We start from the raw sequence: 20,847 nt of genomic DNA on the forward strand, positions 1-20,847 counted from the left end.
CAAAAATGTCATTTGATTATGGAGCTTTGGATGCCGCTCTAACGGCCGCAGTAGGTGACGACCAGTTGCTCATTGCGGAACTGCGTGCAGCGTTTCTCGAAAGCGCAAACCGGCAAGTTGACCTTCTGAGCAGAGCGCGCTGCGACGCGAATTGGGAATATGCCGCCTGGCGCCTGAAGGGGCTGGCTGCCAGCTTTTCTGCGACCAAAATCCTGCAACTGGCCGATGAGGCCGCTCATTCGGCACCGGGCGATCCGGTGATATTACGCAAATTGCAACGCGCGGTTTCCGAAGTCGAGGTCCATCGGGATTGAATCCCTTTTTGGCGTAATAACTGCCCAGTTGCGCCTTCTTCTCCAGATTATCGATTGGCATGTTCGGGTGCCACCATCTATGGACAGGAACAACCTTCCTATTCATCGACCGGGACCCCAATATTCGTGAAACTGGCACTGATTTCCCTAGCAAAAGACGATCTCGACGGAAACGGTCCGATCGCTTTGCTGCCGTTATTCGGCGGAACTCTGCTCGATTTGCAGATTCGCGCCGCGCACCGCTTCGGTTGCGAAAAATTCATTTTTCTCTGCCCCGTGACCCATGGGGCTTTGTTGCAGAAGATTGATGCAATGAAACAGCAGGGACTGGATGCGGAATATGTCCGCAGCCCCAGCGATCTGGTACAATATGCGACCGATCAGGATCACATAATCTATATTGCCGATGGTATATTGCCCAATGCAGAGATTGTTGAACAATTGAGCGGGGCGCCGCAGGAATTGCTCTTCACCGTGTTGCACGGGGACGAATATCAGGAGTTCGAGCGGATTGACCTCAACCAGCGGTGGCTTGGTATCGTCTCGCTCAACACATCGCGCCTGAGTGCATTGATCGATATTCCCGATGACTGGGAGGTCGGTTCGGCCTTGCTGAGGACGGCGGTGCAGGCCGACTGTCCGCGTGCGATTATTTCAGATCGCAGAATGGGCTCGGGGGCAATCGCCCATGTGCAAAGCGAAATCAGCGCGGAACAATATACCCGGCGCAAGTTGAGAGACATGCCCGCGAAGAGCAATAATTTTCTCGACCGCTTTCTTTTGCACCCTTTGGCCAAGCGCAGTCTTCCGCGGCTCTGGCGGAAAAAGGCTGCGCCACAATATCTCGGTATATTCGCGCTGACAGCCGGGGCTGCCGCCATCCTGTCGGCCGCATTTGGCTATGCTATCGTATCGCTGGTCCTGCTTCTTACCGGCAGCGTGGCGCAATATATACGCGCAGCAATGGTGCAATTCGGCAGTGCGGCAACCGCAAGGGACTGGGCCGGTCTGGCTCTTGATTTTCTCGCGGCAACCGCTGTGCTGATCCTGCTGGTCAAAGCCTCTGTTGCGCTGACCTTGGCACCAAATCTGGTAATCGCATTCCTGTTGCTCACCCATCTGCTGCTCTCGAGGGCCGGAGCCTGCAATCGCCGCCTGGCTTTGATGAAGCCGGATATGCGGTTGATCTTGCTCGTCTTGCTGTTGGCCACTATTTTTGGCGCGTTTCCATACGGCCTTTACGGGGCCACGCTCTATTCCGGTCTGTTCCTTGTTCTTGATCGATATTTGACCAAGGATTCGCCGGAAAAACCTGCCTTGCGGGACCGATAGCCGAATCCCGCTTAGCGGCTTGTTAACCACATTGGGGTACGGACAGGCTATGGCACAGCGAGTTTTTTCGATGAACGAGACGATGAATAATGATATCATCCGGCATGCTTCGGTATTGGCGGATAAATCTTCGTTCATTGCGGACGATTTCGCTCAGGCCCTGTTTCCCAAAACCAATGTGTTTTTCAATGACCGGATGCGGTCCAATGCGCGACAATATCTGCGTAGCGTGATCGGCCAGATCGAAGAACGTATCTGCCTGATAGCGACCCGGGAACTTGGTGTTACACAGGAAACACTCGTGAAGATTGCCGCAGGCGGATCAGGCCAGAGCTTTCATTTGCTGGAGAATTCCGGCTTGCTCAAGACGGCTGAAATCGTCCAGCATCTATTTGTCAAAGCACAGCAAAGCGAATTGGCGGCCAGATTGCTGCAGAAAATTTCGCAGGCGGATCTTGAAGCGACGCTGACCCGCCACCTCGATCATGCCGATCCGGTCATTGCCGAAGCCGCGATGGGCCTGCTCGTCGCGCAATCGAAAACCACAAGTGCGGTCGGAGAGATATCCGCCAGTCTGGCCGATTTGCCCGCTGAAATTATCTATGCTTTTGCCTGGCCGGTAACGGCCTCGCTCGCGCGGCTTTCCGGCTTGCCCGGTCTGCAATTGCAGACGGCAACCGAGCGGTTGCTTGCCTCGCATGACGAAAGCGCCAGCGTGACACGGAAGGCTGATCGCCTCGCCCAGTTGATCGAGCAAGCCAAGATGGCGGAGGACCATATTCCGCATCCGATGAGAGATGGCCTGTCCCTGTTCATTGCGCGACTGGCCAGACAGACCGGTTTTACCAGCGATCAGATTGTGACCTTCACGGCTGAACCGAATATGGCGCGTCTTGTCGTTGCCATGCGCGCGGCGGATTTTCCCGTGCAAGAGGCCCTGTCGGTATTTTTTGCTCTTGATGATGGGGATCATATTCTCACCGCAGCCACATATGGAGAGACCGACCGGGACCGGTCGCTGGCTTTGATAACAAGCTGGGCCGCACCGCGCAGCTTCCAGAACGCACAACGGATACTCGCCGACGACAGCCTGGGTGATCGGGCCAAATGACGCTATCTGGCAAACTGGCCGAACCGGTGCGCGGGCAGGTGGATTTCGACGGAATGCTTTTGTCGGCCGATCCGCTGTTGATGCGGCTTCACTTGCGCAGCGGCGGCGCTGAAGGCGGACCATTGGCGGTGCCGGAACTGGCAGAATTGTGCCGGATCAGTCGCAGGCTGGGGATGAACCTGTCGCGAGCCGCACAGGCATCCGATGATGACTGCCGGATCGATATGTGGGTTGAGACTCGCTTGATTCCGTCGGAAAAAGACCAGCAGCTCAGCCTCTCCATTATCGACTGGAAAGAGCGTCCGCATGATGACGCGGGCAAAATAGATTCGGCTCGCGAACGTGATTTTGACCGGCTGGAAGGGCGGGGCGCGATAAGAACCGACGCGGCGCTGCGGATCATTGCCCGGCAAATGCCCCTCGAGGCCGGACAGGATTCTGACGCGATTGGCCAGTCTCTGCTCGATATATATGATGTCATTCCACCTTCGGCTCATGCGAGATTGCTTGAATCGGTGGCCGAGCGGCAACCGATCCGCAATCAGCGGATGCGGGAGAAAGGCGGCAGCCAACGGCTGTTCGTGCTGCAAGGGCAGCCGTTGATAGACAAGGCAGGCATTTTTGCCGGCTATCGATTTACGGCAACGCCGGATGATCCGGAGGCCAGCGGCAAAGACGCGAAAGCTGTGGCCGGAAAACTGATCAGCGACAGCCTGTTCGGTTCCCAGCTTGGTCCGGCCCTGCGCCAGCCGCTTGGCAAGATCATCGCCAACGCAGAAACGATCAGCAGCAAGCTGGAAGGCCCGCTGCGGGGCGACTATGCCAGCTATGCCAAGGATATCGCCTCGGCCGGGCGTCATCTGCTGGATCTGGTCAATGACCTGTCCGATCTCGAGGCAATCGAACGCCCGGAATTCACGGTTGCTGCCGACGATATCGATCTCGTCGATCTGGCGCACCGTGCTGCCGGCTTGCTGGCAGTCAAGGCCTCGGATCATCAAATCCGTATCGATCTGCCCAAGGAAAGTGACAAGCTTCCGGCGCGCGGTGAATTTCGCCGGTCGCTGCAAATACTCGTCAATCTGATCGGCAACGCGATCCGCTATTCGCCCGACGGTTCGGTGATCAAGGTGCGCGTTTCGGCCGACGATGAACTTGCGCGGATTTCGGTAACCGATAAGGGCGACGGCATCGCCGCCGAAGATCAGGACCGGATTTTCGAAAAATTCGAGCGGCTCGGCCGTTCGGGCGATGGCGGCAGCGGACTGGGATTGTTTATCTCGCGTCGACTGGCTCATGCCATGGGCGGAAGTCTGACCGTAGCTAGCGCGGCGGGTAAAGGCTCGACCTTCACTCTGGCACTTCCAGAACGGAAATAGGCAAAAAAAAGGGGAGCATGAAGCCCCCCTTTCTCTGAAATCTCTAAAGTCTCTAGCGTTTGTCGATCGGGACAAAGTCGCGCTTGGCCGGACCTGTGTACAGCTGCCGCGGGCGACCGATGCGCTGGCCTGGATCGGAGATCATTTCGTTCCACTGCGCGACCCAGCCGACCGTGCGGGCAAGGGCAAACAACACGGTGAACATTGATGTCGGGAAACCAATCGCCGACAGGATGATGCCCGAATAGAAATCGACGTTCGGGAACAGCTTCTTGTCGATGAAATAGGGATCGTTGAGCGCCATTTCCTCGAGCTGCAAGGCAACATCAAAGACCGGATCCTTGACCTTCAGCGTTTCAAACACTTCACGGACCGTTTCCTGCATCACCGATGCACGCGGATCGTAATTTTTATAAACGCGATGGCCAAAGCCCATCAGGCGGAACGGATCGTCCTTGTCCTTGGCGCGCGCGATATATTCGGGAATACGATCGGGATGGCCGATTTCCTTCAGCATGTTGAGCGCGGCTTCATTGGCGCCGCCATGGGCGGGGCCCCAGAGGCAGGCAATGCCGGCCGCGATGCAGGCAAACGGGTTGGCACCCGAAGAACCGGCCAGACGGACCGTCGATGTCGATGCGTTCTGCTCATGATCGGCATGGAGGATGAAAATCCGGTCCATTGCTTTTTCGATCGCCGGATGCACTTCATATTCCTCGGCGGGAACGCCAAAGGTCATGCGCAGGAAGTTGCCGGTGTAGGATAGTTCGTTGTCGGGATAGACAAACGGCTGACCAATCGAATATTTATAGGCCATGGCGGCGATGGTCGGCATTTTCGCGACCAGACGGTGGCTTGCGATCATCCGCTGGGCGGGATCGTTGATGTCGGTGCTGTCATGATAGAAAGCCGACAATGCGCCGACGACGCCGCACATGATCGCCATCGGGTGGGCATCGCGACGGAAGCCCTGATAGAAGCCGCGCAACTGCTCGTGCACCATGGTGTGACGGGTGATCGTGTTGTTGAAATCGGCATATTCGTCCGACGTCGGCAGTTCGCCACGGAGCAGAAGATGCGCAACTTCCATGAAGCTGCTCTGCTCGGCAAGCTGTTCGATCGGATAGCCGCGGTGCAGCAATACGCCTTCGCCTCCATCGATGAAGGTCAGCTCGGATTCGCAACTGGCGGTCGAGGTGAAGCCGGGGTCATAGGTGAAGGCACCGGTCTGGCCGTATAATTTACGAATATCTACGACATCGGGGCCCACTGTGCCCGTCAGAATCGGATATTCATGAGTGTCGCCGTTGATGCTGAATTTTGCGTTATCGCCCACGATATTGTCCTTTCTGCTCCTGAAAAATCAGGTTTTTTCTATTTGATCTGCAAGACGGCCCAATGATTCTTCTTTACCAAGAAGTATCAGGACGTCAAAAATTCCGGGTGAACTGGTGCTTCCTGTCAAGGCGGCGCGCATAGGTTGTGCGAGCTTCCCCAATCCCAGTTCGGCAGACTCCGCGATCGCTTTTATGACTTCTTCCGTTGCCTCGAGTGTCCAGTCTTCCAGATCAGTCAAGCCAAGGTGAATCGATTTAAGCAGTGTCCGTGCGTCAGCGTCTAGCAGATTTTCTGCCCGTTCGTCGAGGCCAAGTGGTCTCTTTTTAAAGAGAAAAAGACTGGATCCGGCCAATTCGATCAGATTTTTCGCCCGGCTTTTCAAAACCGGCATCGCCTGGCCCAGCAAATCGCTGTCCGAAGCGGATAATGGCGCGGCCAAATCCTGTTCAATCCAGGGGGTCGCAAGCCGCACGAGGTCGGCGTCAGCGGCCTCCCGCATATAATGGCCGTTGAGATTTTGCAGTTTCTTGGTGTCAAAACGCGAAGGCGACTTGCCGACGCCTTCCAGCGCAAACCACTCGATTGCCTGTTCCCGGGAGATGATCTCGTCATCGCCATGGCCCCAGCCGAGGCGCAGCAGATAGTTGAACATCGCGTCCGGCAATATGCCCATGTCGCGATAGGCGTCGACACCCAGCGCGCCGTGGCGCTTGGACAATTTCGCGCCGTCATTGCCGTGGATCAGCGGGATATGCGCGTAAACCGGTTCGGCCCAGCCCATTGCCTTGATCAGCGCCAGCTGCCGGAAAGCGTTGTTGAGATGGTCATCGCCGCGAATCAAATGGGTGACGCCCATGTCATGATCGTCGACCACGACCGCCAGCATATAGGTTGGAGAACCGTCAGAGCGCAGCAGGATGAAGTCGTCAATCTCGCTATTCTGAACCGAGACATCACCTTGCACCATGTCGGCGATGGTGACCTTGCCAGAGGTTTCGGTTTTCAGGCGGATCACGAACGGCGCGCCTTCCGGAGCTTCCGACGGATCGCGGTCGCGCCAGCGGCCGTCATAGCGCATCGGCTTTTTCTCGGCCTTTTGCTTCTCGCGCATTTCGGTCAGTTCTTCGGGGGTCGCAAAACATTTATAGGCATTGCCCGATGCCAGCAATTCATGGGCGACCTCGGCATGGCGTCCGGCGCGTTCCGACTGGAAGACCGTTTCGCCATCCCAGTCGAGGCCTAGCCATTCGAGCCCTTCGGAAATCGCATCAATCGCTTCCTGGGTAGAGCGGGCCTTGTCGGTATCTTCGATGCGCAGCAGCGCTTTTCCGCCATGGTGCCGGGCAAACAGCCAGTTGAACATCGCGGTACGGGCACCGCCGATATGCAGAAATCCGGTCGGGGAGGGGGCAAAGCGGGTTACGACCATATTTGTCTCTTTCGGCTGTTCAGCATCATTTGAATTCACGCTTGATGGTCCCTGTGATAGATTTTTGAAATGCGGGATGGATTGAGCCCGAATAGCACCACAGGCACCGGTACCGGTTCGATCGGCACCGCCCTTAGCACGCTGTTTCATCCGCGACAATTGTCTGATTCATGGCGTGGTGCGCAACTCTCCAAATTGATTGAAATGCAGCTCGAGCAGGAGCGGGACCAGCTTCCCTTGTGGGTGCCGGTGGCGCTCGGCTGCGGCATCGCGTCCTGGTATGTTCTGGCCAATGCCGCATGGTCGCTGGCGTTCATCAGCCTGTGCGGCGGGACTGCCCTGTTTGCCGTCATGACGGGACGAGATACGAGGGCCGGGCAGGCATTCTTCTGGCTCGCGCTGCTGGCGGCCATTGGCTGCGCCTTGATCGGGTTCCGTTCGTGGAGCGTCGCTGCGCCGGTACTGGAGCGGCCCATTGTCACTACGTTCAATGCCGGGATCGAGCGGGTCGAACCGGTATTGGCGCGCAATATGGTCCGGCTGACGCTGAGCACCGGTGAAAATTCCGATTTGCCGCCGACGGTCCGCGTCAATGTGCCGCTTGATCAGGCCCATCCGGGTTTGCAGGATGGTGCCCTGATCCAGCTGCGCGCACGCTTGATGCCACCGGCGATGCCGGCGCTGCCCGGAGCCTATGATTTTTCCGAACGGGCGTGGTTTCAGGGGCTTGGCGCGACCGGGCAGGCGTTGGGAGAAATCAGGATATTGCGGTCCGCTGACCCGTTGTTCGCGCTGTCCCGATACCGCCAACAGCTTTCGGCCCATGTTCAGTCGCAGATGTCGGGCGCTGCCGGCGCGATCGGAGCAACGCTGGCCACGGGGGATCGGGGTGCCATCGATGAAGCGGATGCCGAAGCGATGCGGCGTAGCGGGCTGGCGCATCTGCTGTCGATCAGCGGGCTGCATGTCACGGCGGTGGTCGGCGCAATATATTTGCTGGTGCTCAAGACGCTCGCCTTGTCGCCAGCGCTGGCGCTGCGCTTTCGCTTGCCAATCGTTGCGGCAGCCTGCGCGGCACTAGCGGCAGTCGCCTATACGCTGATGACCGGGGCGCAGGTGCCGACGATCCGGGCCTGCGTTGCGGCCTTGCTGGTTCTGGTCGCGCTGATGATGGGGCGCAGTGCGATCACCTTGCGGATGGTAGCGGCGGGCGCGTTATTCGTGCTGGTCTTCTGGCCGGAATCACTGGTCGGGCCGAGCTTCCAGCTCAGCTTTGCGGCGGTAACCGCGATCATTGCGCTGCACGAACATCCGCAGATCAAGGCGCTGGTGATATTGCGCGACGAACCTTTGATCCGCCGTATCGCCCGTTTTATATTTTCGCTATTCCTGACCGGTCTGGTGGTAGAAATCGCGCTGATGCCGATTGCGCTCTACCATTTCCACAAGGCAGGCCTTTATGGCGCATTGGCCAATATCGTCGCTATCCCGCTGACAACATTCGTGATCATGCCGCTGGAGGCGTTGGCCTTGGTGCTGGACAGTATCGGCCTAGGCGCACCCGTCTGGTGGCTCTGCGAACAGGCCTTGAGCAGCCTGATCGCGCTCGCCCATTTTGTCTCTAGCCGACCCGGGGCGGTGACAATGCTGCCGTCGATGCCGGTCGTGGCGTTCGGACTGGTGATATTGGCGGGTCTGTGGATTTGCCTGTGGCGGGAGCGATGGCGCTATTTCGGCTTGATTCCCGCAATTGTCGGGGCCTTGCTGATCATCACCAACCGTGCGCCGGATATCTATATCACCGGCGACGGCCGCCATGTAGGCATCCGCAACCAACAGGGCGAACTGGCGATGCTGCGCACCAGCGGCGGAGACTTCATTCGCGACATGATCCGCGAAAATGCCGGAGTGGAGGGGGAATCGCAGGCGCTCGAAGACTGGCCCAATGCGCAGTGCAATAGCGATGCCTGTCTTGTTACCATCGAAAATGAGGGGCGGAAATGGGTGCTTCTGGCCACCCGCGGCTCGCATTATATTTCTGCCCTCGCTCTGTCTGCCGTCTGTCGCCGCGCCGATATCGTCGTCAGCGACCGGTGGTTACCGGCAAGCTGCCAGCCGCGCTGGATCAAGGCAGACCGGGATCTGCTGTCTCGGGTGGGAGGCATGACGATTGATCTGGAACAGCAGAAAATATCCACCGCACTGGCATGGACCGGCAGGCATATATGGACCCGCTATCGATCCAGAGAGGATGACGCGAGGAAGGTCAATGCGCGAAAGGCTGACGTCAGGAAACCCGATTAATAGCGGCGCAACAATCCGGCCATTTTGCCCTGGATGCGGACTTCGCCTTCGCCGTAAATCTGTGGCTCATAGGCTGCGTTGGCGGGATCGAGGCGGATGCTTCGGCCATCCTTGCGCAGATATTTCAGCGTCGCTTCTTCGTCGTGGATCAAGGCGACGACAATCTCGCCGTCGCGCGCGACTTCGGTTTTCTGGATCAGCGCATAATCGCCGTCGAGAATGCCGGCGTCGATCATCGAATCGCCGGACACTTCCAGCGCATAATGTTCGCCGGGTCCGAGCAGGGCGGCCGGAACGCTGAGCGCCGACTGGCCTTCCATTGCCTCGATCGGTGCGCCAGCGGCGATGCGGCCGTGCAACGGAATTTCTATAACGTCATTGTTCGCAGCAGGTGCAGGATTGGAGATCACCTCGCGCACCGGCGTTTCCGGATGCAGCGAGACAACATTGGAAGGCTCCGCTTCGTGCAAGCCGCCCTCGGGCAGTTTCAACACTTCCAAAGCGCGCGCCCGGTTGGGCAGGCGGCGGATGAAGTGGCGCTCCTCGAGCGCGCTGATCAGCCGGTGAATGCCGGACTTGGACTTGAGCCCGAGCGCTTCCTTCATTTCCTCGAACGAGGGGGAAACGCCGCTATCCTTGAGTTTTTCATCAATGAAACAGAGGAGTTCATGTTGCTTTTGCGTGAGCATGTCCAGGATCCTGTTCTGGGAACGAATACGGAACAATTAAGAAACAAAACGGGGGAAGTCAAGCGGGAAGTGGAAGGGGCGGACAGTCGGAGCGCAACGATAATCCTGGTAGCGGCAGCGGATCGCCTTCCAAGGCTTGGTCAGACCCGCGTCCGATGCATCGGATTTTCATGGATCTGGTGTAAGCTCAGCCAACGGAGTGGCGCGGAGCGCGGGGATATATTGTGTATGCGCAGCCTGCCAAGCGGGGCGCCGAGCATTGCCCGGCGGACTATCGATCAGCCCAATGCGCGCTTGAATTCGATCAATTCTGATTTCGGTTGGGGCGAGGGCTCTTCCGGATGGCGTTCCTCGGCATTCTCGACACGGTTTCGGCCACTTGACTTGGCCCTGTAGAGCGCAGAATCGGCGCGTGCGAACAACTGCTCATAGGTCTCCCCATGGCGCGCTGTGGCCACGCCGAAACTGGCAGTCAGACGGACATCGTTGCTCAGGCCAGAATGCTTGAGACCTTCGAATGCCTGTCTGATCCGGTCAGCCAACTGCTCAGCAGCGTCATTAGGGCAATTCCAGATCGCGACGCAGAATTCCTCTCCGCCGATTCGGCCGGCCGTGTCGCTTCCACGCACCATCTTTCCGATGAGCCTGCCAATGGCGGCGATCGCCTGGTCGCCCGCCTGGTGACCCCAAATGTCATTCACCTTCTTGAAGTGGTCGATATCGACCACCACCAGGCTGAGCGGGCGTCCTTCCGTCTGCGCTCTCGGCAGAAGATTTCGCATCGATTCTTCAAACGCACCCCGGTTGCACAGGCCGCTTAGGGCATCACGCTCACTGCTTTCGCGCAGCGAGGTCGTCCATTCGGCGATCGTTGCACCGATCAGGACCGTGGCGGTGGTCACGCCTTTGACCCCGAGAACCAGTCCGATCAGGGAATAGTAGATAGAGTCCCGATAGATCTCCGCCGGAATCGCCTGCTCGAACAACAGGGTCAAGGTTGGCCTGACGAGAAAATCGACGGCATGAAGCGCCATGACCCCGATGATCGCGACATCGATCAAGCTGCGGCCCCGCGCGCTGAGTAGCGTCGTGACGCCCATGGCGAACATGACACCATAGCCCATATTGACGATGACCAGCCGCGAAGCGACTTCGTTGGAAAAGCTTACAGCCAGTCCGAGGAACAATGCGCTAATGAGATAAACGACCGCCATGCTTCCCAGATGAAGTCGCTGCCCGGCACGCTCGCAGACCGATACCAGCATCACCGTCGTGCCCAGAGTGTAGAACAACTGCGTCAAATGAAAGAGGTAGAAGGCATCAGCAGGCAGCAAGTGGGTGATCAGAAATGCCACCGCAGAAAGGGCGAAGGCAATACCGTAGCCTAACACGTGACGCTTCATGCGTCCTACTCGCCAAAGAACCGCGAAGGTCGCCGCGAAAAATAGCACCATGAGCGGTGTTACCATTCCGAGAATTTGCGTTTGCATCGGCCCTTTATGCCCCTTTTCCCGTGGTTTAGTCCCATAAGGTTAATGGCACGTTTCGAAATCGGACTTTGACAGTGGATTTGTAATTGTCTCACACAATTGGTCGTCTCGGCGGACCCGCTTTGCCTAGCGCCATCAGACGCTCGATCTGCGCACGGTATTTTTTATTCACGTCAGATATGCTTGAAGGGTACCGAAGTTCAGCCGTTCAGGACGCTACCAGAGTGCCTACTGCGGCAAGATGATATGAAAGGGTCTAAGAAAATAATCATAAAATACTGATTTCATGAAGTCTCTTTCCGGATTCTTCCGCCTATATCGCGATAAAAGGCACCATCTCGCCGATATCAGCTGCATCAGCTCCAACCGGCCGGCAAAGCAGCGCATTCGCCGCCGCCAGCACCGAAAGCTTGGCGCTGTCCTGGCTGCCAAACGGCGTGATCCCGGCCTGATCGACCTTGGCGCGCAGAAATTGCGCGCGGGGGCCGTTGGCTGGCAGGGCTTCGGTGGTCGGGGCGCTCTGATATTCGGGCAGATAGCGGGCGGCTCCGGCCATGAAGCGGATTAGCGGCAGCAGGAACAGGGTGGCCGCGACAAAGGCGGACGCGGGGTTCCCGGGTAGCGCCAATATCACCGTCTTGCCGAGCTTTCCTGCCATCACCGGTTTGCCCGGTTTCATTGCGATCTTGTAGAAGTCGATTTTCGCGCCGAGCTTGCGGAAGGCGGGGCCGACCAGATCATGATCGCCGACTGATGCGCCGCCGATGGTGACGATGATATCGCAGTCTTTTGCGCTGTTTAGCGCCGCGCACAGAACATCCATATCGTCCGGAATCCGGCTCAGGCTGCGGGTTTCGGCGGTCAGGCCGGACAGCATCGCTGACAGCATGACGTCATTGCTGGCGGGTATCTGGTGGGGCAGGGTGTCGCTGCCCGGCGCGACCAGTTCGTCGCCGGTCGAAACCACCGCCACGCGGGGCTGTCTGCCGACCGACAGCTCGCCATAGCCGGCAATAACCGCTTCGCCGAGGGCGGCGGCGTTGAGCAGGCTGCCTGCGGGCAAGCCGATGCTGCCCTGCTTGAAATCGCCGCCCTTATGCCGGACATGGCGACCTCTCTCGGGTGAAGGCTCTGCGGTCAGGCGGATGGTGTCGCCGACTGCCTCGACATTTTCCTGCATGACCACGGTATCGGCGCCCTCGGGCAGCAGCGCTCCGGTAAAAATGCGCGCAGTTTCTCCGGTTTTCAGCGCGCGGCAAGGCGGGCTGCCAGCGGGGCATTCGCCAATCAATGTCCACGGTCCGTCCCGGTCTTCGAAGCGGATCGCATAGCCGTCCATCGCCGACATATTGGCTGCCGGCTGCTCGCGCTTTGCGATTAGGTCTCCGGCGAGATAGCGGCCGAGCGCATCATGGACGGACAGCGTTTCGGCGGGCAGGCGGCAGGCCAGCGCGATCAGTCGCTGCTGCGCTTCGTCCAGTGGCAGCAAGCTGCTCATTTCGCCGTCCAGTCTCCCGACTTGCCGCCGCTTTTCGAGAGCAGGCGGATATCGCTGATTACCATATCCTTCTGCATCGCCTTGGACATGTCATAGATTGTGAGAAGTGCGACAGAACAGGCTGTCAAAGCTTCCATTTCCACGCCGGTCTTGCCGGTGAGGCGGGCCATGGACGAGACCTTGATGCCGTCACCCATAAAGGTGAAATCCACCGCCACCTTGGTCAGCGCCAGCGGGTGGCAAAGGGGGATGAGGCCGCTGGTCTTCTTCGCCGCCATGATCCCGGCAATGCGCGCCGTCGCCAGCACATCGCCCTTCTTCATGCCATTCGCTTTTATAGCGTCCAATACTTCCAGTTTCATCGCGATCCGGCCCTCGGCATGGGCCTCGCGGACCGTGTCGGCCTTGCCCCCCACATCGACCATATGGGCCGCGCCGTCGCCGTCGATATGGGTCAATTTGCTCATGGGGTTCCTGTCAAAAGCTCGCGGGTTGCGGCCTCGACATTATCCTGTCGCATCAAAGATTCACCTACCAAAAAGGCGCGGGCGCCGGATTGCGACAATCGCTGGCAGTCTTCATGGGTGAATATGCCGCTTTCCGACACCATGATCCGGTCGTCGGGCACCAGTTTCGCCAGCCGCTCGGTCTGGTCGAGGCTGGTCTCGAAGGTCTTGAGATTGCGGTTGTTGATGCCGAGCAGCGGCGATTGCAGTTTCAACGCCCGTTCCAGCTCCGCTTCGTCATGCACCTCGATCAGCGCGTCCATGCCGAGCGAAAGCGCTTCCGCCTCGATCTCCGCTGCCAGAGCGTCGTCCAGCACCGCCATGATGATCAGGATCGCGTCCGCACCCAGCGCCCGCGATTCCGCGACCTGCCAGGGGTCGACCATGAAATCCTTGCGCAGGCAGGGCAGGTCGACCGCAGCGCGCGCGGCCATCAGATATTCGTCCGCGCCCTGGAAATAAGGCTGGTCGGTCAGAACCGACAGGCAGGCCGCACCGCCGGCCTGATAGGCCCGGGCATGGGCAGGGGGATCGAAATCCTCCCGGATCAGGCCCTTGGACGGGCTGGCTTTCTTGATTTCCGCGATCAGGGCAAAGCCGTCGGCCGATTTTGCGCGGATCGCTGCGGCAAAGCCTCGCGGCGCGCTCTGGCAAGCGATGTTCTCGCTCAGCTTCGACGCCGGAACATCAGCCTTCCGCTGCCGCACATATTCCCGCGTGGTCGCGCAGATCTCTTCAAGCTTGTTCATTGATTGGCGATCCAGCAATTGAGCATGGCATTGGCAAGGCCCTTGTCGAGCGCCTCTGCCGCTTCCTCGACCCCTTCCTCCCAGCTGTCGACTTCGCCCGCAACCATCAGCGCGGCGGCGCTGTTCAGCAACACGGCATCGCGATAGGCGGATTTTTCGCCCTGCAGCAGCGATTTCAGAGCAGCGGCATTATATAGCGCATCGCCGCCCTTGATCGCTTCCGCCGGATGGCGAGTCAGGCCCGCATCTTCCGGGGTGATCCGGCTGATGGTGACGCTGCCATCGCTGATGATGGCAACGCGGCTTGGCCCCGAGATGCTGAGCTCGTCGAGTCCTTCTTCGCCGGAGACGATCATCGCCTTGTCATAGCCCAGTTGCAGCGCCGCTTCGGCATAGCTTTCGACCAGGTCGGGCGAGGCAACGCCGATCAGCTGGCGTTTGACATTCGCGGGATTGCACAGGGGACCGAGCAGATTGAAGATCGTCCGGCGACCGATTGCCTTGCGGATCGGCGCCAGCGCGCCGAGTGCCGGATGATGGTTGGGCGCGAAGAAAAAGGCGATGCCGATCTCCCGCAGGCTCTGCTCCCCGTTGGTAGCGGCTTTGGCCAGATTCAGCCCGAGCGCCTCCAGCGTGTCTGCCGCACCAGACTTGCTCGATGCGGCACGGTTGCCGTGCTTCGCCATCGGGATTTCGCAGGCGGCGACCACCAGCGCGGTGGCGGTGGAAATATTCAGACTGTGGCTGCCATCGCCGCCGGTGCCGCAGACATCAATCGCATTGGCGGGTGCATCCACGCCGATCATCCGGGCGCGCATTTCGATAGCGGCTGCGGCGACCTCGGTGGCCGTTTCGCCGCGGTCGGCCAGCGCGACCAGAAAGGCGGTAATTTCCTCTGCCGAACAGGATCCGTCCAGTATCGCGGAAAAGGCTTCGCGGGCCGCTGCTTCGGACAGGGCATTCGCCGGATCGGGCAAGCTCATGCCCGTTCCTTCGCTTCGATCCCCGCAATTGCCATGAAATTGGCCAGTAGCTTGTGGCCATGTTCCGTGGCGATGCTCTCGGGGTGGAATTGTACGCCGTGGATTGGCAGGCTTTCATGGCGGAAGCCCATCACCGAACCATCGTCGGCGGTGGCGTTGACCGGCAGGCTGCCCGGAATATCCTCGACGATCAGCGAGTGGTACCGGGTCGCGGTATAAGGCGAGGTCAGGCCGGCGAAGACGCCGCTGCCGTCATGGGTGACCGGCGATGTCTTGCCGTGCATCAGCCCGCCGCGCACAACCTTGCCGCCGAAATGCTGGCCGATGCTCTGGTGGCCAAGACAGACACCGAGCAACGGCTTTTCCGCATCGGCGCAGGCCGCGACCAGATCGAGCGATATGCCCGCTTCATTGGGGGTGCAGGGACCCGGTGAAATCAGGAAGGCCTGTGCGCCGGTGGCCAGCGCTTCGCTGGCGGTCAGCGCATCATTGCGCTCCACCCGCACCTCCGCGCCCAGTTCCATCAGATAATGGACCAGGTTGAAGGTGAAGCTGTCATAATTGTCGATAACCAGAATCATGAACCGCGTCTAACGGGCCGCGTTTGACCGGCCAAGCAATTTCGTTCTTTCTGCTGCTTGGGGTTCCTCGAAGGCCGAGCGGACAGCGCAATTTTTTCGACGATCAGCAATTGTGTTTTGCTCACCGAGCGTCCACAATATTATCAATTGAAACCAAAGGATCTTCCAATGAGAACCAGTCATGTTTTCCTGTCCGCAGCTGCATCTTTGCTCGCCCTCTCGGTCAGTGCACCGGGCTTGGCAAAGGACGCCGCCGCCGAAGTGACGACAGATGGAAGTGTTGCGAACACAGAAAAAGCGGAAATTGGTACCTGGGGAATTGATCTCTCCGCGCGGGATATGTCGGTGACACCCGGCGCGGATTTCTTTCGCTATGTTAACGGACATTGGCTGGACACCGTAGAGATTCCCGAGGACCGGTCGCGCTATGGTTCGTTCGACATCTTGCGGGAGCGATCCGACGATCAGGTCCACGCGATCCTCGACGATCTCGCCGCACGCGGTGACGGAGCCGATGCACTGGATCAGAAAGTCGGTGCGTTTTACGCTGCATGGATGAACCAGGCTGCCATCGAAAAGCTGGGGACCAAGCCACTTGAGCCCTATCTCGCGAAGATAAAGGCCGTCAGCGACCGTGCGGGATTACTGAAACTGTTCGGGACTGTCGGCTATGCCTCGCCGGTTGGGGTCGGCACTTTGCCTGATCCGGCCAATCCCACCCGCTATATTGTGGCCGCGGGTCAGGACGGTCTGGGCATGCCCAGCCGCGACTATTATCTCAAGGAAGGTGCGGAATATGACAAGTTTCGTGCGGCCTATCGGGATTATTTGATAAAGATTCAGAAACTGGCGGGGATCAGCGATGCTGCCGCCAAAACCGACCGGATCATTGCACTCGAAACCGCCCTCGCGAAATCGCAATGGGAACCCGAGCGGCAGCGCGACATCAAGCAGATTTACAATCCGATGAACCGCGAGCAGTTGATGGAACTGGCGCCGGAGTTCGACTGGACTAGCTGGCTGGAAGCTAGCGGCTTTGGCGAGGTCGATACGATCATCGCCGCCGAAACCACCGCAATCACCGCGAGTGGCAAGCTGCTCGAAACTGTCCCGGTCAGCACCTGGAAAGACTATCTGGCGGCGCATTTCATCAGCGACAATGCGGCCTATCTGCCGAAGGCGTTCGACGAGGCAAAATTCAATTTCTTCAGCAAGACCCTGCGCGACATTCCGGTCCAGAAAGACCGCTGGAAGCGGGGTGTCGATCTGGTCAACAGCAATATGGGCGAGGCAATCGGCCAGAAATATGTGGATCGCCACTATCCCGCTGAAAGCCAGCGGCAGATGACCGAACTGGTCAATAATCTGACGGCCGCGCTGGGCGAAAGAATCAGCAAGAGCGACTGGATGGATGCAGCGACCCGCGGCGAAGCGCAAAAGAAGCTTGACGCTTTCGAACCCCGGATCGGTTACCCGTCCAAATGGATCGATTATTCTCCGCTTGTCGTGAAGCCGGATGATGTGCTCGGCAATGTGCAGCGCGCCGCGAAATTTGCGTTCGATGTTGATCTGGCACGTTTGCCTCATCCGGTCGATCGCGAGTTGTGGGAAATGAATCCGCAGACCGTGAATGCTTATTATAATCCGCTGCTCAACCAGATCACCTTTCCAGCGGCCATATTGCAGCCGCCATTTTTTGACCCCAACGCCGACCCCGCTGTCAATTATGGCGCGATCGGCGGCGTGATCGGGCATGAAATCGGCCATGGTTTTGACGATCAGGGACGCCAGTTTGACGGTAGCGGCAAGCTGCGCGACTGGTGGACTAAGGAATCCGCCGAGAAGTTCGAAGCGCGGACAAAATTGCTGAAGGATGCCTATGACAAGTTTGAGCCGGTTCCCGGCGTTCACGTCAACGGCCAGCTCACGATGGGCGAAAATATTGGCGATCTGGGGGGGCTTGAAATGGCCTATTCCGCCTATCGCCGATACGTCGCCAGCCATGGCGAGCAGCCAGTGATCGGCGGACTGACCGGCGACCAGCGCTTCTTCCTGTCCTGGGCGCAGGTCTGGCGCGGCAAGTCCCGCGAAAACGCGTTGCGCGAGCAATTGCTCACTGACCCACACAGTCCGACGGAATATCGGGTCGACGGTGTCGTCCCCAATATCGATGCCTGGTATGCTGCATTCAATATCACGCCAGACAGCGCCATGTATATCCCGCCCGAAAAACGTGTGAAGATCTGGTAGGCAATGTCATGAGCGAACCTGTAACCGTGAACATTCCGCACAAACTGGGACTGACCGAAGCCAAAAACCGTGTCGGCAGTGGCATTCATACGCTGGGCGATATCATCCCGGGCGCCAGCCTGACCGACCATCATTGGGAAGGCGATCATCTCCACTTCACCCTCGAGGCCGTCGGCCAGCGCATCGGCAGCGAAATGCAGATTCGGGAGGACGAGGTCTACGCGATTTTCGATCTGCCGCCGATTCTGGCGATGTTCGCCAACAAGATTAAGGAAAAGCTGCAGAAGGAAGCGCCGAAGATGCTGGAATAGGCTGGTTGGTCCGGATTGGCTTCAGCCGTAAGTGGTCGAGAACGTTAATCATTCTAACGTCAGCCATTGGTCGGGAAGAAGGCAGAGCTCCTCGATTAGCTAAACGCTTTTTTGCGAAGCCCTTCTATATAATCGACAGCGAACGCCTCAAGCTGTTCGGGATCGGAAGGTAATCCGCCCTGTTCGTCCGATGCGCCGCCAAGCTCGTCGCGACTGTTGACCCGCGGAAATGGTTCAGGCGGAACTGGCACATCAAGGAAATTGCACAAGGGCTCCCACCCGTCCTTCGGATGGAACACGAGTAACCGTTCGGACGGGATCGTGCTTATGACCTCCTCGTTATAGGCGCGATACCAGTTGGCCATCCATTCAGGATCGTTGATATGTTCGCCAAATTGCCGAAGATAAGTGCCTTGCAGCATCTGCAACAGGTCGCTGCCTTCAAGAGAAGCTAGCATGCGCTGCGAATTGATCGTCTCGTTGCACGATTCGACCCAGGCGTCAGCGTCGCGTACTGTCAGCAGGATTTTCGCTTCCGGATAAAATTCGGCCAGTTCGCGCCAATAGACACAGGCCGGATTATCCGTAACGGAGCTATAGCCGTCGAAAATGGCGTCCCAGTCCGGGTTGCCGTCGACAACATTTTGCCAAAGCGGGATATTGCGGCGGGCGCTGCGGAACACTTCCACCATATGGTAGCATGGCCCGAAGCCGATATGTTCAAGCGCGAATTTCATTGAAAAGGTGGCAGTGCGCCCCGGTCCTACACCAATTACGTCCAATGCCATCAGTTATGTCCCTGTGCTGCTGTCCTTTTTCAAACTATGGCTTACACATTCTCTGTTTGCAAGCGGCGCAGCAGGAACGCTATCGTCTCTGCCAGGGAATACTGGACGGAGCCGGCATCGAGATAGTTTAGACTGATGACGCCCGCTTCGCTTCGGTTGAAGGGCTGTTTTGGTGCGCAAGTCGACGGATTGAAACTGCACGCGCCATGCCTCTTCTGCGGCAATAGCGAAGCTTTTAAGCTACTGCCCGAAGCCGGCATCCTGCGCCCGCTTAACCGCCTCTTTAGCAGCCGCCAGCAAAGCACCAGCCTTCGCCCGACATTCGGCTAATTCATAAGCCGGATCGCTGTCCGCCACGATCCCTGCGCCCGCTTGAACGTGCAGCATTCCGTCCTTCACGATCCCGGTGCGCAGGACGATACAGCTGTCCATGCTGCCATCGGGAGAGAAATAGCCGACGCCGCCGGCATAGGCGCCGCGGGTTTCGGGTTCGAGTTCGGCGATGATCTGGCAGGCGCGGACTTTCGGCGCGCCGCTGACCGTACCGGCGGGGAAGCCGGCGAACAGGGCGTCGAGCGCATCCTTGTCCGGGGCCAGTTCGCCGACGACGTTGGAGACGATGTGCATGACATGGCTATAGAACTCGACGGTATAGCTGTCGGTGACCTCGACGCTGTGCGCGCTCGCCACCCGGCCGACATCGTTGCGACCGAGATCAAGCAACATCAGATGTTCGGCCCGTTCCTTGGGATCGGCGAGCAGGCTTTCCTTATTCGCCTTGTCCTCGGCAGCATTCTTGCCGCGCGGGCGGGTTCCGGCAATCGGCCGGATGGTGACCTCGCCATCGCGCGCGCGGACCAGGATTTCGGGGCTGGAGCCGGTTAAAGCAAAGCCGGGCAGGTCGAGGAAGAACAGGAAAGGTGAAGGATTGATCCGGCGCAATGCGCGGTAGAGTTCGATCGGGGGCAGGGTGAAGGGCGTGGTGAAGCGTTGCGCCAGCACCACCTGGAAGATGTCACCGGCCTCGATATAATCCTTGGCGCGCAGCACCATCTCGCCATATTTTTCTGCCGAGATTTGTGGCGTGAATTCTACTTCGTTCGGGCTGAGTCCTTCCAAGCCGGCCTGTCCGTCGCCTGACAATCGTCCTTCGACAAGTTCGGGACGAACGGGGGCGGACAGTCCGCGCTGCGCCTCGTCCAGCCGTTCCTTTGCCGCAGCAATCTTGGCTTCGCTATCGCCATCGGTTTCGGGCCACACGGGCGCGACCAGAAACAGCTCGTCGGCCAGCCGGTCAAAGATCAGGATGACTGTGGGCCGGACGAACAGCATGTCTGGCAGGTCCAGCTTGGATTGCGGAGCGCGGGGGAGCTTCTCGACCAGTCCGATGGTCTCATAGCCGAAATAGCCGACCAGACAGGCGAGGGCGCGCGGCAGTTCTTCCGGCACGTCCATCTGGCAGGCCTTGACCAGATTGCGCAAGGCGGAGAGGCTGTCGCCGCTTTCCGGCGCAAAAGCCTCACGGTCCTGCAGCCATTTCCGGTTGATCGCTGCTTTGTCGCCATCGGCCCGGAATACCAGATCGGGCGCAAGGCCGATCATGCTGTGGCGTCCTCTGGTCTCGCCACCTTCAACCGATTCGAGCAAATAGTCGCCGCGGCCATCTTGCATCAGCTTCAACGCAGCGGACACCGGCGTTTCGGTGTCGGCAACCTGCCGTCGCCAGACCAGCGCCGGTTTGCCGCTGTCCAGTGCCGCGCGTGCCGCTTCTATTCCGAAACTGCCCGCCATATTG

The 20,847-nt window shown here is 58.8% G+C and carries 18 protein-coding genes; 7 read left to right on the forward strand and 11 right to left on the reverse strand.

Annotation, left to right across the window (positions count from 1 at the left end; all coding sequences use genetic code 11):
- Positions 1–5 precede the first annotated feature (5 nt).
- The 4 genes from AACZ86_RS05185 to AACZ86_RS05200 all read left to right on the forward strand — a co-directional run bounded on the left by AACZ86_RS05185 (position 6) and on the right by AACZ86_RS05200 (position 4,136).
- Positions 6–314, forward strand: a complete 309-nt coding sequence (locus tag AACZ86_RS05185) for an Hpt domain-containing protein (RefSeq protein WP_339689976.1) — start codon at positions 6–8, stop codon at positions 312–314.
- A 126-nt stretch (positions 315–440) separates the two neighbouring features.
- Positions 441–1,646: a hypothetical protein gene (locus AACZ86_RS05190; RefSeq protein WP_339689977.1), complete on the forward strand. Its 1,206-nt coding sequence runs from the start codon at positions 441–443 to the stop codon at positions 1,644–1,646.
- A gap of 49 nt (positions 1,647–1,695) precedes the next feature.
- Positions 1,696–2,757, forward strand: coding sequence for a hypothetical protein (locus AACZ86_RS05195; protein ID WP_339689978.1), 1,062 nt, complete (start codon positions 1,696–1,698; stop codon positions 2,755–2,757).
- A complete protein-coding gene (locus tag AACZ86_RS05200; RefSeq protein ID WP_339689980.1) occupies positions 2,754–4,136 on the forward strand; it encodes a HAMP domain-containing sensor histidine kinase in 1,383 nt (460 codons plus the stop codon). Before AACZ86_RS05195 ends, AACZ86_RS05200 begins: the two co-directional genes overlap by 4 nt.
- A 52-nt stretch (positions 4,137–4,188) precedes the next feature.
- Here AACZ86_RS05200 and AACZ86_RS05205 read toward each other — a convergent pair whose 3' ends face one another.
- Positions 4,189–5,472, reverse strand: coding sequence for a citrate synthase (locus tag AACZ86_RS05205; protein WP_339689982.1), 1,284 nt, complete (start codon positions 5,470–5,472; stop codon positions 4,189–4,191).
- Positions 5,473–5,499: 27 nt separating this feature from the next.
- Positions 5,500–6,903, reverse strand: a complete 1,404-nt coding sequence (gene gltX / locus AACZ86_RS05210; RefSeq protein WP_339690261.1) for a glutamate--tRNA ligase — start codon at positions 6,901–6,903, stop codon at positions 5,500–5,502.
- A gap of 81 nt (positions 6,904–6,984) precedes the next feature.
- On the opposite strand from gltX, the gene AACZ86_RS05215 reads away from it, so the two are divergent.
- Positions 6,985–9,207, forward strand: coding sequence for a ComEC/Rec2 family competence protein (locus AACZ86_RS05215; protein WP_339689983.1), 2,223 nt, complete (start codon positions 6,985–6,987; stop codon positions 9,205–9,207).
- On the opposite strand, the gene lexA is transcribed toward AACZ86_RS05215, so the two are convergent.
- The 7 genes from lexA to AACZ86_RS05250 all read right to left on the reverse strand — a co-directional run bounded on the left by lexA (position 9,204) and on the right by AACZ86_RS05250 (position 15,703).
- On the reverse strand, positions 9,204–9,896 hold the full coding sequence (gene lexA / locus AACZ86_RS05220; protein WP_339689985.1) for a transcriptional repressor LexA: 693 nt from the start codon (positions 9,894–9,896) through the stop codon (positions 9,204–9,206). The genes AACZ86_RS05215 and lexA overlap by 4 nt on opposite strands.
- Positions 9,897–10,174: 278 nt before the next feature.
- Positions 10,175–11,365, reverse strand: coding sequence for a GGDEF domain-containing protein (locus tag AACZ86_RS05225; protein WP_339689987.1), 1,191 nt, complete (start codon positions 11,363–11,365; stop codon positions 10,175–10,177).
- 334 nt (positions 11,366–11,699) lie between these two features.
- The gene (locus AACZ86_RS05230) at positions 11,700–12,884 is read right to left on the reverse strand and encodes a molybdopterin molybdotransferase MoeA (RefSeq protein WP_339689988.1); all 1,185 of its coding nucleotides are present in this window, start codon (positions 12,882–12,884) and stop codon (positions 11,700–11,702) included.
- Entirely contained in the window at positions 12,881–13,351 is a 471-nt protein-coding gene (gene moaC / locus AACZ86_RS05235) for a cyclic pyranopterin monophosphate synthase MoaC (RefSeq protein ID WP_339689990.1), read from the reverse strand. Before moaC ends, AACZ86_RS05230 begins: the two co-directional genes overlap by 4 nt.
- Positions 13,348–14,139 (reverse strand): indole-3-glycerol phosphate synthase TrpC, encoded by a 792-nt coding sequence (trpC, locus tag AACZ86_RS05240; protein ID WP_339689992.1) that lies wholly within the window; start codon positions 14,137–14,139, stop codon positions 13,348–13,350. Before trpC ends, moaC begins: the two co-directional genes overlap by 4 nt.
- A complete protein-coding gene (trpD, locus tag AACZ86_RS05245) occupies positions 14,136–15,122 on the reverse strand; it encodes an anthranilate phosphoribosyltransferase (RefSeq protein WP_339689994.1) in 987 nt (328 codons plus the stop codon). Before trpD ends, trpC begins: the two co-directional genes overlap by 4 nt.
- Positions 15,119–15,703, reverse strand: coding sequence for an aminodeoxychorismate/anthranilate synthase component II (locus tag AACZ86_RS05250; protein WP_339689995.1), 585 nt, complete (start codon positions 15,701–15,703; stop codon positions 15,119–15,121). The genes trpD and AACZ86_RS05250 overlap by 4 nt, the downstream gene beginning before the upstream one ends.
- A gap of 168 nt (positions 15,704–15,871) precedes the next feature.
- On the opposite strand from AACZ86_RS05250, the gene AACZ86_RS05255 reads away from it, so the two are divergent.
- The gene (locus AACZ86_RS05255; protein ID WP_339689996.1) at positions 15,872–17,953 is read left to right on the forward strand and encodes a M13 family metallopeptidase; all 2,082 of its coding nucleotides are present in this window, start codon (positions 15,872–15,874) and stop codon (positions 17,951–17,953) included.
- An 8-nt stretch (positions 17,954–17,961) separates the two neighbouring features.
- Positions 17,962–18,264: a polyhydroxyalkanoic acid system family protein gene (locus AACZ86_RS05260; RefSeq protein ID WP_339689998.1), complete on the forward strand. Its 303-nt coding sequence runs from the start codon at positions 17,962–17,964 to the stop codon at positions 18,262–18,264.
- Between the two features lie 95 nt (positions 18,265–18,359).
- On the opposite strand, the gene AACZ86_RS05265 is transcribed toward AACZ86_RS05260, so the two are convergent.
- Positions 18,360–19,052, reverse strand: coding sequence for a sulfotransferase family protein (locus AACZ86_RS05265; protein ID WP_339690001.1), 693 nt, complete (start codon positions 19,050–19,052; stop codon positions 18,360–18,362).
- Positions 19,053–19,292: 240 nt separating this feature from the next.
- On the reverse strand, positions 19,293–20,843 hold the full coding sequence (gene trpE, locus AACZ86_RS05270) for an anthranilate synthase component I (RefSeq protein ID WP_339690004.1): 1,551 nt from the start codon (positions 20,841–20,843) through the stop codon (positions 19,293–19,295).
- Positions 20,844–20,847: the final 4 nt, after the last annotated feature.

Origin of the sequence: uncultured Parasphingorhabdus sp. (assembly GCF_963975735.1) — a bacterium.
GTDB lineage: Bacteria > Pseudomonadota > Alphaproteobacteria > Sphingomonadales > Sphingomonadaceae > Parasphingorhabdus.

Coding starts and splice junctions, on each gene's coding strand:
- AACZ86_RS05185 (WP_339689976.1), top strand. CDS start 6: ATGTCATTTGATTATGGAGCTTTGGATGCCGCTCTAACGGCCGCAGTA.
- AACZ86_RS05195 (WP_339689978.1), top strand. CDS start 1,696: ATGGCACAGCGAGTTTTTTCGATGAACGAGACGATGAATAATGATATC.
- AACZ86_RS05200 (WP_339689980.1), top strand. CDS start 2,754: ATGACGCTATCTGGCAAACTGGCCGAACCGGTGCGCGGGCAGGTGGAT.
- gltX (WP_339690261.1), bottom strand. CDS start 6,903: ATGGTCGTAACCCGCTTTGCCCCCTCCCCGACCGGATTTCTGCATATC.
- lexA (WP_339689985.1), bottom strand. CDS start 9,896: ATGCTCACGCAAAAGCAACATGAACTCCTCTGTTTCATTGATGAAAAA.
- AACZ86_RS05225 (WP_339689987.1), bottom strand. CDS start 11,365: ATGGTAACACCGCTCATGGTGCTATTTTTCGCGGCGACCTTCGCGGTT.
- AACZ86_RS05230 (WP_339689988.1), bottom strand. CDS start 12,884: ATGAGCAGCTTGCTGCCACTGGACGAAGCGCAGCAGCGACTGATCGCG.
- moaC (WP_339689990.1), bottom strand. CDS start 13,351: ATGAGCAAATTGACCCATATCGACGGCGACGGCGCGGCCCATATGGTC.
- trpC (WP_339689992.1), bottom strand. CDS start 14,139: ATGAACAAGCTTGAAGAGATCTGCGCGACCACGCGGGAATATGTGCGG.
- trpD (WP_339689994.1), bottom strand. CDS start 15,122: ATGAGCTTGCCCGATCCGGCGAATGCCCTGTCCGAAGCAGCGGCCCGC.
- AACZ86_RS05250 (WP_339689995.1), bottom strand. CDS start 15,703: ATGATTCTGGTTATCGACAATTATGACAGCTTCACCTTCAACCTGGTC.
- AACZ86_RS05255 (WP_339689996.1), top strand. CDS start 15,872: ATGAGAACCAGTCATGTTTTCCTGTCCGCAGCTGCATCTTTGCTCGCC.
- AACZ86_RS05260 (WP_339689998.1), top strand. CDS start 17,962: ATGAGCGAACCTGTAACCGTGAACATTCCGCACAAACTGGGACTGACC.
- AACZ86_RS05265 (WP_339690001.1), bottom strand. CDS start 19,052: ATGGCATTGGACGTAATTGGTGTAGGACCGGGGCGCACTGCCACCTTT.
- trpE (WP_339690004.1), bottom strand. CDS start 20,843: ATGGCGGGCAGTTTCGGAATAGAAGCGGCACGCGCGGCACTGGACAGC.